This window comes from Aristaeella hokkaidonensis (assembly GCF_018128945.1).
GTDB classification, from domain to species: domain Bacteria; phylum Bacillota; class Clostridia; order Christensenellales; family Aristaeellaceae; genus Aristaeella; species Aristaeella hokkaidonensis.
This window is the reverse complement of record NZ_CP068393.1, coordinates 1,690,768-1,707,220: the sequence shown is the minus strand read 5'-3', so window position 1 is coordinate 1,707,220 and position 16,453 is coordinate 1,690,768. Positions and strand designations below refer to the sequence as shown.

Annotated in this window: 2 protein-coding genes (1 of these 2 cut by a window edge); both read left to right on the top strand. The window is 54.7% G+C overall.

Annotated features, from left to right (window positions below; all coding sequences use genetic code 11):
- On the top strand, nt 1–13,599 hold the full coding sequence (locus JYE49_RS07665) for a DUF7601 domain-containing protein (protein WP_304583325.1): 13,599 nt from the start codon (nt 1–3) through the stop codon (nt 13,597–13,599).
- Nucleotides 13,596–16,453 carry the beginning of a DUF7601 domain-containing protein gene (locus tag JYE49_RS07660; RefSeq protein ID WP_304583324.1) on the top strand. The gene runs 11,665 nt beyond the window's last position, so the window shows 2,858 of its 14,523 coding nt (coding positions 1–2,858); its start codon is at nt 13,596–13,598; its stop codon lies beyond the right edge, outside the window. The genes JYE49_RS07665 and JYE49_RS07660 overlap by 4 nt, the downstream gene beginning before the upstream one ends.

Sequence of the window (16,453 nt, the reverse complement as noted above, 5' to 3'; positions counted from 1 at the left end):
ATGAAGAAAACCAATAGACTTCTCGCGATCGTGCTCTCTTTGATGATGCTTTTCCAGAGCGCACCTCTTGCTGCTTTTGCTGAGGGCCCTGACAGCTCATCTGAAAGCTATCAGATCGGTATTATTGATGACAACAGTCAGGGAGAAACCGATATCGAGACAGATGAGACTGTCAGATACAGGGATGAGAAAGTTCCGAAGGAGAATGCGGGACAGATCAGCATTGATGTTGATTATGTCAATGAGGAACAGAATGCCCTTGGTGAGGATTTCACCAAGCTTCAGCTTCCTGCATTTGAAGAGGAACTGGATCTGATCTCTGCTCCTGTTAATACGATCAGAATTGCCAATGATAAAGGGACAACCGCTTACGTATTTAACAGAGCTCTTCTGAACGGACAGACGGTCGAAGGCATCCGGAAGCAGGAGGAAGAGGCATACGAGACAATTCGCTCCTATTATGATGCTGAAGGCAATGTGATTTCTGATCCTACAGAGGAACAGATCAGCGCTGCAATTCCGGACGATGACAACCAGGGTTCCGATTCAACAGAAACCACTGATGAGAATGAAACGATTACTACTTATCAGGCCAGGATCAACAATGAATGGACTCAGCTGACAGAAGACACCACTATCCAGTTCGTATTTGATGCAAAAGAAGCCACGGTCGTTGATGTCAGGGCAGATTATTACAATACATTCTCTGAAGGAATCGGCGATGAATATATCGGGCTTCCCCTGCCCGAGTTTACGGACGATATTCTGAATCTGGTCAACAACGGAGAAACCCGTGCGGTTAATGATCTCGTCATTGAACAGGGAGCTTCCGATAAGATCATCAAGTATACATTCGAATATGCGATGATCAATAACAGACGCATTTCCGCCCTGAAGAGGGAACAGATTGATCCAGAGTATCTTGAAGAAGGCATTGACGCTTCTGTTCCGGTTTATTCCTATTCATATAAATTATTATATATGAATGAATGGAAGAAACTGACAGAAGATACAACTGTACGGTTTGTTTTCAGCGACGGAAGCAGATATTTCTATTCCTATGAAGATGCGACTGTAAAGGTAACCGCACGTCTTCAGTATAAAAACGCTGTGCCGGATACGGCTGAACTGAAGGTTACTCAGATTAAATCCGGCGAAATCTTTGAAACATATATTGCTGCGCTGAATGATGCGAGAACGCAGGAAGAAATAGAACAGAACAAAGTCTATGACGCGAGCAATACCTATCTGTTTGACGTCGCGTTTATTGACTGCAAATATGATGAAGACGGCAATCCCATTGAAGGCTCTGAATATGAATATCAGCCTGTAGATGGCAGTGTGGATATCAAAATCGTCATCAAGGAAAACGGTTTTGATGAGTCTGAAGTCAACCACCTGACGCTGGATGAGGAAACCAAAGCCAGCGGCGATACAACACTGGAAGCATCACAGAACGCGTCCAAGAATAATATCGAAGTCACGCCCGTGGATTCCACGGACTCCAAAGATTCCAACGACAACAGCATTACGGAATTCAAACTGGACGGTTTCTCCATTATCTCCATTACCGGAACAAATGTTAACAAGGTTGAGATTGATAAAACGCCGGGAGCGGCCATCAGTACAACAGGTATTCTGGGCGATGCATACAGTTACGGTATTGTAACTGAAGATTACTATGCCCCCGGAGAATCAGAATCCAGCTTTGCCACCAAGGTTTTTCACTCCGGCGGCGGTCAGCTGGGCGACACAAATGCAAGAAACAATTCGGACACACAGTACTGGATGCTGGGTAAATGGGAAGGTCAGACGGCAAAGATTAAGGGTCACAGTGCTGTCATCACGCTGCCGGAAGGCGTGGAGAAAAATATCGATTTCAAAGCAAGTGATTTTTCAGGCATATATGAACTGATCTATCGCAGCCAGTCTGATATCAATACAGCCGTTGACAATATGATCTCCGGCACGATGTCTTCGACCCTGGCTTCCCGTACAACTATTAACGGCGGAAATAAAGGAAGCAACGGCGGAGAGTTGCCCAATACAAACGGCAATCACCTGTATCTTGATTTCACCAGGGCGGGCGCCGGAACCTTCTACATTGACGTGCCTGCGGGTTCCAACCTGGAAAAGGTGATCGCTACCTCCGGCCAGCTGCATTTAAAAGTAAACAGTGATCAGCGTGTTGTTTTCAACATGAAAAACACTGGCTACATTAACGTAGCGAAATATATGCTGTCAATTAATGGCGGAAATGAGATTGGCACTGATGAGATAGTTAAAGATGGAAAATACAGCGATTATGTCGAAAAGGTTGTATTCAATTGTCCGAACGCTTCTAATCTAAATGTCTCTTCTTCCTGTGGTGTATTCCTGGCACCCAAAGCAGCGGCTACCGCAGACGGTGTAGGCGGAGGCTGGATGGTTTCCAAAACCATGAAGCATCAGTGCGAATGGCATAACCTGAATGCGCACATTCCGTCCTATCATTTTGATTCTGCAGCACTTGGCGCTGCAAAGCATATAGATGGGGACGTTTTAACAGAAGATGCACTTAATCAGAAGTTTACCTTTAAGCTGTATGAAAAAACAAACAATCGGTGGAAACAGATAGACAGTGTAAATAATGTGAGTTCCAGTATCACATTCAAAGAGATACAGTATAAAAATGAAGGAACGCATATTTACAGGATTACTGAAAGTTCCGGTCAGGTAACAGTTAATGGCGCCACCTATTCTCCGGACAGTACCATATATTATGCAAAAGTTGTTGTAACGAAATCCCAGATGGGCAATGTTACTTCCTATAAGGCTGTAACAACATACTACAAGGACGAGAATTGCACAAAGAAACTTGAGGGAACCCCGGTATTCAACAACATCCAGGAAAAAGGCGACCTGGAGCTGAGCAAGAACCTGATCAGCGACCGGGCAGCGGATGCGGACCAGATGTTCACCTTCACGGTGACGCTGAGTGATACCGGTATCAACGGTACCTATGGCGGCATGACGTTCAGGAACGGTGTAGCGACAGTGCAGCTGAAGGGCGGCCAGAAGGCCACCGCGACCGGCCTGCCGACAGGTACCGGCTATATAATCACGGAAGCTTCCGCTACAGGCTTCCAGCAGACGGGTATAACCGGTAATACGGGTACGATCAGCACGACGAAGTCTGAAGCGAGTTTCACGAACGTCCGCGAAACCGGCGACCTGGAGCTGAACAAGATCCTGGTCAGCGACCGGGCGGCAGATGCGGACCAGGTGTTCACCTTCACGGTGACACTGGGCGACACCGATATCAACGGTACCTACGACGGTATGACGTTCGTTGACGGTGTGGCGACGGTTGAACTGAAGGGCGGCGAGACGGCCACCGCGAAGGGCCTGCCGACCGATATTTCCTATACGATCACAGAAGCGTCTGCAGAAGGCTTTGAACTGACCCGGAAGACCGGAGACACCGGTACAATCAGCACGACGCAGTCCACGGCCACCTTCACGAATACCCGTGACACCGGTGACCTGGAACTGAGCAAGGTGTTGATGAGCTACCGGACTGCGGATGCGAACCAGGTGTTCACATTCACAATCGAACTCAGCGACACATCCATCACAAAAGAATACAGCGGCGTGCAGTTTACCGACGGCGTGGCGACGGTAGAACTGAAGGGCGGCGAGAACAAGCTGATCGAGGGCCTACCGACCGAAGTCGGTTTTACAGTTACCGAGGCGTCCGTTCCCGGATTCCAGGTGACGGGCAGGACTGGCGATGAAGGCACGATCAGTACGACGAAGTCCAATGTGATCTTCACGAACACCCGCGAAACCGGCGACCTGGAGCTGAGCAAAGTACTGATCAGCGACAGGGCTGCTGATAAGGAACAGGTGTTTACCTTCACGGTGAAGCTGTTCGACACCGGCATCAACGGCATCTTCGGCGACATGGATTTCGATAACGGCGTAGCGACGGTTACGCTGAAGGGCGGCGAAAGTGCAACGGCGACGGGCTTGCCGACCGACATCCTCTATGCGATTACCGAAGCTTCCGCTACGGGCTTCCAGCAGACAGGCGATACCGGGAACAAAGGTTCCATCAGCACGACAAAGGCCACTGCGACCTTCACGAATACCCGTGAGACAGGTGACCTGGAACTGAGCAAAGTACTGGTCAGCGACGCGGCCGCGGACAAGAACCAGGTATTCACCTTCACGATCCAGCTGGATGACATTTCTATTACAAAGAAATACAGCGGCGTACAGTTTACCGACGGTAAGGCAACGGTTAAACTGAAGGGCGGCGAGAGCAAGCTGATTACGGGCCTGCCGACCGGCGTCGGATATACAGTGACCGAAGCGTCCGTAGCCGGATTCCAGGTGACGGGCAAGACCGGCGACACCGGCACGATCAGCACGACGAAGTCCACCGCGACCTTTACGAACACCCGTGACACCGGCAATCTGGACGTCACCAAGAGCGTGACGAGCTCCACGCCGAACGACAAGAACAAGGACTTCAGCTTCACCGTAACGCTGAGCGATACAACGATCAACGGTACATACGGTGATATGACGTTCACGAACGGTGTGGCGAACTTCACCCTGAAGCACAACGAGACCAAGACGGCGAAGGGACTGCCGACCGGAATCACCTATAAAGTCGAAGAGGCGGCAGACGGGAAGTTCATCACCACCAAGACGGGAGAAACCGGAAAAATCGCGACGGGCACAATGACCGCGAGTTTCTCCAACGCGAAGGATGAAGGCGGACTGCAGGTCAGCAAGACAGTAAAGAGTATTATTGAGGCTGACAAGAACATCAAGTTCGCGTTCACCGTAACGCTGAATGACAAGACGATCAACGGCACATACGGTGACATGACGTTCACAAACGGCGTGGCAACCTTCGAACTGGTGAGCGGACAGATCAAGACCGCGACAGGCCTGGAGAAGGGACTCGAATACACCGTAACAGAAACTGACAACGATCTGTTTACAACAAGCTGGAACGCAAAGACCGGCACCATCGGTGACGAGACAAGCGTGGCAGCCTTCACAAACACCCGTAAGACGGGCGACCTGGAGCTGAACAAGATCCTGGTCAGCGACCGGGCAGCGGATGCAGACCAGGAGTTCACCTTCACGGTGACACTGGGAGATAGCAGCATCAACGGCGAATTCGGCGGAATGACGTTCAAGGACGGCGTGGCGACGGTTCAGCTTAAGGGCGGCGAGACCAAGACGGCGGAAGGACTGCCGACAGCTATCAGCTACACGATTACCGAAGCATCTGCGGACGGTTTTGAACTGACCAGCAAGACCGGTGAAGAAGGCACGATCAGCACAACGAAGTCCATCGCGACTTTCACGAACACCCGTGACACGGGTGACCTGGAGCTGAGCAAGGTTCTGATCAGCGACCGGGCAGCTGACAAGGATATTCATTTCGCCTTCACAGTGACACTGGGCGATGAAAGCATCAACGGCACCTACGGCGACATGACGTTCACGAACGGCGTGGCGACGGTCGAACTGAAGGGCGGCGAGAAGGCTGAAGCGATAGGCCTGCCGACTGACATCACCTATACGATTACCGAAGCTTCCGCTACGGGCTTCAAGCTGACGAGTGAGACCGGAAAGAACGGCACAATCAGCACGACGAAGTCCATCGCGACCTTCACAAATACCCGTAAGACGGGCGACCTGGAGCTGAGCAAGGAACTGATCAGCAAACGGACCGCGGACAAGGATCAGGTATTCACCTTCACGGTAACTTTGGGCGACAACAGCATCAACGGTACCTACGGCGGCATGACGTTTACGAACGGCGTGGCGACGGTTGAACTGAAGGGCGGCGCAAAGGCCACAGCGACAAGCCTGCCGACCGACATCACCTATACGATTACCGAAGCTTCTGCTACCGGATTCCAGGTGACTGGCAAGACCGGCGATACCGGCACGATCAGCACGACAAAGTCTGTCGCGACCTTCACGAACACCCGTGATACCGGCGACCTGGAGCTGAGCAAAGTGCTGGTCAGCGACAGGACTGCGGATAAGAGCAAGGTGTTTACTTTCACAGTGACGCTGGGCGATACGGGCATCAGCGGCACTTACGGCGGCATGACGTTCAAGAAGGGCGTGGCGAAGGTTGAGCTGAAGGGCGGCGAGAAGGCCACCGCAACGGGCCTGCCGACTGACATCACCTATACGATTACCGAAGCTTCCGCTACCGGATTCCAGGTGACTGGTAAGACCGGCGACACAGGCTCCATCAGCACGACGAAATCTGAAGCGACCTTCACGAACACCCGTGACACGGGCGACCTGGAGCTGAGCAAGGAACTGGTCAGCGACCGGGCAGCTGACAAGGACCAGGTGTTTACCTTCACGGTCAAGCTGAACGATACCGGCATCAACGGCACCTACGGCGGCATGACATTTACGAAGGGTGTAGCGACGGTTGAACTGAAGGGCGGCGAGACGGCCACCGCAACAGGCCTGCCGACCGAAATCACCTATACGATCACCGAAGCTTCCGCTACCGGATTCAAGCAGACGGGTGTGACCGGGAAAACCGGTTCCATCAAGACGACGAAGTCCACTGCGACCTTCACGAACACCCGCGATACCGGTGACCTGGAGCTGAGCAAGGAACTGATCAGCGACAGGACTGCAGATACGGATAAAGTATTCACATTCACAATCGAACTGAGTGACACATCCATTACAAAAGAATACAATGGTGTGCAGTTTACCAACGGCAAAGCAACGGTTAAACTGAAGGGCGGCCAGAGCAAGGTGATTAAGGGCCTGCCGACCGATATCACCTATACGGTTACCGAAGCTTCCGCTACGGGCTTCCAGCTGACGGGTGTGACCGGAGACAGCGGCACAATCAGCACAACAAAGTCTGAAGCGAATTTCGAGAATACCCGTGAGAAGGGCAACCTGGTGCTGAGCAAAGCTCTGATCAGCGACCGGGCTGCGGACAAGAACCAGGTGTTCACCTTCACGGTGAAGCTGTTCGACACCGGCATCAACGACACCTACGGGGACATGACGTTTGTTGACGGTGTTGCGACGGTTATGCTGAAGGGCGGCGAAAAGGCTGAAGCGACGGGCCTGCCGACCGACATCACCTATGAGATTACCGAAGCTTCCGCTGACGGATTCCAGGTGACTGGCAAGACGGGAGACACCGGTTCCATCAGCACTACGAAGGCTGAAGCAACCTTCACAAACACCCGTGAGACGGGCGACCTGGAGCTGAGCAAGAAACTGATCAGCGACGCGGCAGCAGACAAGGACCAGGTATTCACCTTCACGATTCAGCTGGATGACATTTCCATTAATAAGACATACAGCGACGTGCAGTTTACCGACGGCAAAGCGACGGTCAAACTGAAGGGCGGCGAGAGCAAGCTGATTAAGGGCCTGCCGACCGGCGTCGGATATACAGTTACCGAAGCTTCCGCTGACGGATTCCAGGTGACAGGCAAGACCGGCGACACCGGTACGATCAGCACGACGAAGTCGAAGGCAGAGTTTACCAATACCCGTGACACCGGTGACCTGGACGTCACCAAGAGCGTGACGAGCTCCACGCCGAACGACCTGAACAAGGACTTCAGCTTCACCGTAACGCTGAGCGATACAACGATCAACGGTACATACGGTGATATGACGTTTGCGAACGGCGTGGCGAACTTCACCCTGAAGCACGGCGAAACCAAGAAAGCAAAAGGCCTGCCGACCGGGATCAGCTACACTGTCGAAGAGGAGAGGGACGGTAAGTTCATCACCACCAAGACAGGAGAAACCGGCAAGATCGCGACAGGTACAATCACCGCGAGTTTCTCCAACGCGAAGGACGAGGGCGGGCTGCAGGTCAGCAAGACGGTACAGAGCATTATCGAAGCTGACAAGAGCATCAAGTTCGCGTTCACCGTAACGCTGAAGGATACGACTATCAACGGCACTTACGGTGACATGACGTTTGAAAACGGCGTAGCGACCTTTGAACTGGCGAGCGGAGAGAGCAAGAGCGCGACAGGTCTGGAGAAGGGACTTGAATACACCGTAACAGAAACGGATAACGATCTGTTTACAACTAGCTGGAACGCAAAGACCGGCACCATCGGTGCTCAGACAAGCATTGCCGCTTTCACGAACACCCGTAAGACGGGCGACCTGGAGTTGAGTAAGAAACTGATCAGCGACCGTGCAGCGGATGCAGACCAGGTATTCACCTTCACGGTGACGCTGGGCAATGACACCATTAACGGCGAATTCGGTGACATGACGTTCGTGAACGGTGTGGCGACGGTTGAGCTGAAGGGCGGCGCAAGCAAGACAGCGAAAGGCCTGCCGACTGCTATCAGCTACACGATTACCGAAGCTTCCGCTACGGGCTTCCGGCAGACGGGTGTGACCGGAGACACCGGTTCCATCAAGACAGGGAAGACCACGGCGAAATTCACGAACACCCGCGACACGGGCGACCTGGAGCTGAGCAAGGTTCTGATCAGCGACCGGGCAGCGGATGCGGACCAGGTGTTCACCTTCACAGTGACGCTGGGAGATACCGGCATCAACGGCACTTACGGCGACATGACGTTCACGAATGGCGTGGCGACAGTGAAACTCAAGGGCGGCAAGAAGGCTGAAGCGACAGGCCTGCCGACCGATATCACCTATACGATCACTGAAGCTTCCGCTACGGGCTTCAAGCTGACGAACAAGACAGGTGACACCGGTTCCATCAGCACGACGAAGTCCACGGCGACCTTCACGAACACCCGCGACACCGGCGATCTGGAACTGAGCAAGAAACTGATCAGCAACCGGACTGCGGATGCGGACCAGGAGTTCACCTTCACGGTAACGCTGGGCGACGACAGCATCAACGGCACCTACGGCGACATGACGTTTGCTGACGGCGTGGCGACGGTTGCACTGAAGGGCGGCGAGAAGGCCATCGCTAACGGCCTGCCGACCGAGATCAGCTATACGATTACCGAAGCTTCTGCTACGGGCTTCCAGCAGACGGGTGTGACCGGAGACACCGGTTCCATCAGCACAACGAAGGCTGAAGCGGTCTTCACGAACACCCGTGAGACGGGGGATCTGGAGCTGAGCAAGGAACTGATCAGTGACCGGGCAGCGGATGCGAACCAGGTGTTCACCTTCACCGTGACACTGGGCGATACCGGCATCAACGGCACCTACGGCAACATGACGTTCGAAAACGGTGTGGCGACGGTTGAACTGAAGGGCGGCGAGAAGGCCAGCGCAACAGGCCTGCCGACCGACATTACCTACGCCATCACTGAAGCTTCCGCTACCGGATTCCAGGTGACGGGTAAGGCCGGAGATACCGGTTCCATCAGCACAACGAAGTCTGAAGCGAGCTTCACGAACAGTCGTGAGAAGGGCGAACTGGAACTGAGAAAGGTTCTGATCAGCGACCGGGCAGCGGATGCAGACCAGGTATTTACCTTCACAGTGACGCTGGGCGACAAGACGATCAGTGGCACCTATGGTGATATGACGTTTACGAACGGCGTGGCGACCGTAAAACTGAAGGGCGGCGTAAGCAAGACAGCGGAAGGCCTGCCGACTGATATTACCTATACGATCACCGAAGCTTCCGCTACGGGCTTCAAGCTGACGGGCAAGACCGGAGACGCCGGTTCCATCAAGACAACGAAGTCCACAGCGACCTTCACGAATACACGTGACACCGGCGATCTGGAACTGAGCAAGAAACTGATCAGCAAACGGACCGCGGACAAGGAACAGGTATTCACCTTCACCGTGACGCTGGGCGATGAAAGCATCAGCGGCACATACGGCAATATGTCGTTCAAAAACGGCGTAGCGACGGTTGAACTGAAGGGCGGCGAGAAGGCGACCGCTAAGGGCCTGCCGACCGACATCAGCTACACGATCACAGAAGCAGACGCGGAAGGCTTTGAACTGACCGGTAAAACCGGCGACGAAGGCACAATCAGCAAAACGACATCTGAAGCGGTCTTTACGAACACCCGCGACACCGGCGATCTGGAGCTGAGCAAGGTACTGGTCAGCGACCGTGCAGCAGACAAGAACCAGGTGTTTACCTTCACGGTAACACTGGGCGATACCGGCATCAGCGGCACCTTCGGCGACATGACGTTCAAGAACGGCGTGGCGAAGGTAGAGCTGAAGGGCGGCGAGAAGGCTGAAGCGACGGGCTTGCCGACCGAGATCGCCTATACGATCACCGAAGCTTCTGCTACGGGTTTCCAGCAGACAGGTGCGACCGGAAACACCGGTTCCATCAGCACGACGAAGTCTGAAGCGGTCTTCACGAATACCCGTGAGACAGGCGACCTGGAGCTGAGCAAGAAACTGTTCAGTGACGCGGCCGCGGATAAGAACCAGGTGTTCACATTCACAATCCAGCTGAATGACATTTCCATTAATAAGACATACAGCGGCGTGCAGTTTACCGGCGGTAGGGCGACGGTCGAACTGAAGGGCGGCGAGAGCAAGCTGATTAAGGGCCTGCCGACCGACGTCGGATACACAGTTACTGAAGCATCCGTATCCGGATTCCAGGTGACGGGCAAGACCGGTGACAAGAGCACGATCAGCACGACGAAGTCTGACGTAATCTTCGAGAATACCCGTGACAAAGGTAATCTGGAAGTTACCAAGAGCGTGACGAGTTCTACGCCGAATGACCTGAAGAAGGACTTCAGTTTCACCGTGACGCTGAGCGATACAACGATCAACGGTACTTACGGCGGCATGACGTTCGAAAACGGTGTGGCGAACTTCACCCTGAAGCACGGCGAGACCAAGAAGGCAGAAGGTCTGCCCACAGGAATCACCTATAAAGTCGAAGAGGCGAGGGACGGGAAGTTCATCACCACCAAGACAGGAGAAACCGGAACGATCGCAACGGGCACTACTACCGCAAGTTTCTCCAACGCGAAGGACGAAGGTGGGCTGCAGGTCAGCAAAACAGTACAGAGCATTATCGAAGCTGACAAGAACATTAAGTTCACATTCACCGTAACGCTGAATGATACGACGATCAACGGAACCTACGGTGGTATGAAGTTCGTAAACGGTGTGGCGACCTTCGAACTGGCGAGCGGAGAGACCAAGAGCGCAACAGGCCTGGAGAAGGGACTTGAATACACCGTAACAGAAACTGACAACAATCTGTTTACAACAAGCTGGAACGGGGCCACCGGCACCATCGGTGATGTGACTGGCGTGGCAGCCTTCACGAACACCCGTAAGACGGGAGACCTGGAGCTGAGCAAGAAACTGATCAGCGACCGGGCGGCGGATGCAGACCAGGTATTCACCTTCACCGTGACGCTGGGTGATGAAAGCATCAACGGCGAATTCGGCGGCATGACGTTTGTTGACGGTGTAGCGACGGTTGAACTGAAGGGCGGCGAGAAGGCCACTGCTAAGGGCCTGCCGACCGCTATCAGCTATACGATCACTGAAGCTTCCGCCACAGGCTTCAAGCAGACGGGTGTGACCGGAAACACCGGATCCATCAGCACGACGAAGTCTGAAGCGACCTTCACGAACACCCGTGACACCGGTGACCTGGAGCTGAGCAAGAAACTGGTCAGCAACCGGACCGCGGACAAGAACCAGATGTTCACCTTCACGGTGAAACTGGGTGATACCGGCATTAACGGTAAGTACGGCGACATGACGTTCGAAAACGGCGTGGCGACGGTTGAACTGAAGGGCGGCGAGAAGGCCACCGCAACAGGCCTGCCGACTGAGATTTCCTATACGATCACCGAAGCTGACGCGGAAGGCTTCAAGCTGACGGGCAAGACCGGAGACACCGGTTCCATCAGCACAACGAAGTCTGAAGCAACCTTCACGAATACCCGTGACACCGGCGATCTGGAGCTGAGCAAGGAACTGGTCAGCAAACGGACCGCGGACAAGGAACAGGTATTCACCTTCACCGTGACACTGGGCGATACCGGCATCAACGGTAAGTACGGCGACATGACGTTCGAAAACGGCGTGGCGACGGTTGAACTGAAGGGCGGCGCGAAGGCCACCGCTAAGGGCCTGCCGACCGAGATTTCCTATACGATCACTGAAGCAGATGCGGAAGGCTTCAAGCTGACGGGCAAGACCGGTGAAGAAGGCACGATCAGCAAGACGACATCTGAAGCGACCTTCACGAATACCCGTGACACCGGCGATCTGGAGCTGAGCAAGGAACTGATCAGCAAACGGACTGCGGACAAGGACCAGGTATTCACCTTCACCGTGACACTGGGCGATACCGGCATCAACGGTAAGTACGGCGACATGACGTTCGAAAACGGCGTGGCGACGGTTGAACTGAAGGGCGGTGCAAAAGCCACCGCTAAGGGCCTGCCGACCGAGATCACCTATGAGATCACCGAAGCTGACGCGGAAGGCTTCAAGCTGACGGGCAAGACCGGTGAAGAAGGCACGATCAGCAAGACGACATCTGAAGCGGTCTTCACGAACACCCGTGACACCGGAGACCTGGAGCTGAGCAAGAAACTTGTCAGCGACGCGGCAGCGGACAAGAACCAGGTGTTCACCTTCACAGTGACACTGGGCGACACCGGCATCAGCGGCACCTTCGGCGACATGACGTTTGCTGACGGCGTGGCGACGGTAACGCTGAAGGGCGGCGCGAAGGCTACAGCGACAGGCCTGCCGACCGAGATTTCCTATACGATCACCGAAGCGGATGCGGAAGGCTTCAAGCTGACGGGCAAGACCGGAGACACCGGATCCATCAGCACGACGAAGTCTGAAGCGACCTTCACGAACACCCGTGAGACGGGCAAGCTGGAGCTGATCAAGAAACTGATCAGCGACGCAGCAGCGGATAAGGATCAGGTGTTCACCTTCACGATTCAGCTGGATGACACTTCTATTACAAAGACATACAGCGGCGTGCAGTTTATCGGCGGCAAGGCGACGGTCGAACTGAAGGGCGGCGAGAGCAAGCTGATTGAAGGCCTGCCGACCGGCGTCGGATACACAGTTACCGAAGCTTCCGCAGACGGATTCCAGGTGACGGGCAAGACCGGAGACAAGGGTACGATCAGCACGACGAAGTCGAAGGCAGAGTTTACCAACACCCGTGACACCGGCGACCTGGATGTTACCAAGAGCGTGACGAGTTCCACGCCGAACGACAAGAACAAGGACTTCAGCTTCACCGTAACGCTGAGCGACACGACGATCAACGGTACATACGGCGATATGACGTTCGAAAACGGCGTGGCGACCTTCACCCTGAAGCACAATGAGACCAAGAAGGCGAAAGGCCTGCCGACCGGAATCAGCTACACTGTCGAAGAGGAGAGGGACGGTAAGTTCATCACCACCAAGACAGGAGAAACCGGAACGATCGCGACAGGTACAATCACCGCGAGTTTCTCCAACGCGAAGGACGAGGGCGGGCTGCAGGTCAGCAAGACGGTACAGAGCATTATCGAAGCTGACAAGAGCATTAAGTTCACATTCACCGTAACCCTGAAGGATACGAGATCAACGGCACTTACGGTGACATGACGTTCGAAAACGGTGTAGCGACCTTCGAACTGGCGAGCGGAGAGATCAAGAGCGCGACAGGCCTGGAGAAGGGACTTGAATACACCGTAACAGAAACGGATAACGATCTGTTTACAACAAGCTGGAACGCAAAGACCGGCACCATCGGTGACGTGACAAGCATTGCAGCCTTCACGAACACCCGTAAGACGGGCGATCTGGAGCTGAGCAAGGAACTGATCAGTGACAGGGCTGCGGATGCAGACCAGGTGTTCACCTTCACGGTGACGCTGGGCGATAACAGCATCAACGGCAAATTCGGCAACATGACGTTCAAGGACGGCGTGGCAACAGTTGAACTGAAGGGCGGCGAGACGGCGACCGCAACTGGCCTGCCGACCGCCATCAGCTACACGATTACCGAAGCTTCCGCCACGGGCTTCCAGCAGACGGGTGTGACCGGAGACGCCGGTTCCATCAAGACAGGGAAGACCACGGCGAAATTCACGAACACCCGCGACACGGGCGACCTGGATCTGAGCAAGGTTCTGATCAGCGACCGGGCGGCGGATGCGGACCAGGTGTTCACGTTTACCGTGACGCTGAGTGACAAGACGATCAGCGGCACCTACGGCGACATGACGTTTGCGAAGGGCGTGGCGACGGTCGACCTGAAGGGCGGCAAGACAGCGACAGCCAAGGGCCTGCCGACCGAGATCACCTATACCATTACTGAAGCAGACGCGGAAGGCTTTGAACTGACCGGCAAGACCGGAGATACCGGCACGATCAGCACGAAGAAGTCCACGGCGACCTTCACGAACACCCGTGACACCGGTGACCTGGAGCTGAGCAAGGAACTGATCAGTGAAAGGACTGCGGATGCGGATCAGGTGTTCACCTTCACCGTGACGCTGAGTGACAAGACGATCAGCGGCACCTACGGCGACATGACGTTTGCTGAGGGTGTAGCGACGGTTGAACTGAAGGGCGGCGAGAAGGCCACTGCTAAGGGCCTGCCGACCGAGATCACCTATGAGATCACCGAAGCAGACGCGGAAGGCTTCAAGCTGACGGGCAAGACCGGAGACACCGGTTCCATCAGCACGACGAAGTCTGAAGCGACCTTCACGAACACCCGTGACACCGGCGACCTGGAGCTGAGCAAGAAACTGGTCAGCAAACGGACCGCGGACAAGAACCAGGTGTTCACCTTCACGGTGAAACTGGGTGATACCGGCATCAACGGTAAGTACGGCGACATGACGTTCGAAAACGGCGTGGCGACGGTTGAACTGAAGGGCGGTGCAAAGGCCACCGCAACGGGCCTGCCGACCGAGATCACCTATGAGATTACCGAAGCAGACGCGGAAGGCTTCAAGCTGACGGGCAAGACCGGAGACACCGGTTCCATCAGCACAACGAAGTCTGAGGCAACCTTCACGAATACCCGTGACACCGGCGATCTGGAGCTGAGCAAGGAACTGGTCAGCAAACGGACCGCGGACAAGGACCAGGTATTCACGTTCACCGTGACACTGGGCGATACCGGCATCAACGGTAAGTACGGCGACATGACGTTCGAAAACGGCGTGGCGACGGTTGAACTGAAGGGCGGTGCAAAAGCCACCGCTAAGGGCCTGCCGACCGAGATTACCTATGAGATCACCGAAGCTGACGCGGAAGGCTTCAAGCTAACGGGCAAGACCGGTGAAGAAGGCACGATCAGCAAGACGACATCTGAAGCGACCTTCACGAATACCCGTGACACCGGCGATCTGGAGCTGAGCAAGGAACTGATCAGCAAACGGACTGCGGACAAGGACCAGGTATTCACCTTCACCGTGACACTGGGCGATACCGGCATCAACGGTAAGTACGGCGACATGACGTTCGAAAACGGCGTGGCGACGGTTGAACTGAAGGGCGGTGCAAAAGCCACCGCTAAGGGCCTGCCGACCGAGATCACCTATGAGATCACCGAAGCTGACGCGGAAGGCTTCAAGCTGACGGGCAAGACCGGTGAAGAAGGCACGATCAGCAAGACGACATCTGAAGCGGTCTTCACGAACACCCGTGACACCGGAGACCTGGAGCTGAGCAAGAAACTTGTCAGCGACGCGGCAGCGGACAAGAACCAGGTGTTCACCTTCACAGTGACACTGGGCGACACCGGCATCAGCGGCACCTTCGGCGACATGACGTTTGCTGACGGCGTGGCGACGGTAACGCTGAAGGGCGGCGCGAAGGCTACAGCGACAGGCCTGCCGACCGAGATTTCCTATACGATCACCGAAGCGGATGCGGAAGGCTTCAAGCTGACGGGCAAGACCGGAGACACCGGATCCATCAGCACGACGAAGTCTGAAGCGACCTTCACGAACACCCGTGAGACGGGCAAGCTGGAGCTGATCAAGAAACTGATCAGCGACGCAGCAGCGGATAAGGATCAGGTGTTCACCTTCACGATTCAGCTGGATGACACTTCTATTACAAAGACATACAGCGGCGTGCAGTTTATCGGCGGCAAGGCGACGGTCGAACTGAAGGGCGGCGAGAGCAAGCTGATTGAAGGCCTGCCGACCGGCGTCGGATACACAGTTACCGAAGCTTCCGCAGACGGATTCCAGGTGACGGGCAAGACCGGAGACAAGGGTACGATCAGCACGACGAAGTCGAAGGCAGAGTTTACCAACACCCGTGACACCGGCGACCTGGATGTTACCAAGAGCGTGACGAGTTCCACGCCGAACGACAAGAACAAGGACTTCAGCTTCACCGTAACGCTGAGCGACACGACGATCAACGGTACATACGGCGATATGACGTTCGAAAACGGCGTGGCGACCTTCACCCTGAAGCACAATGAGACCAA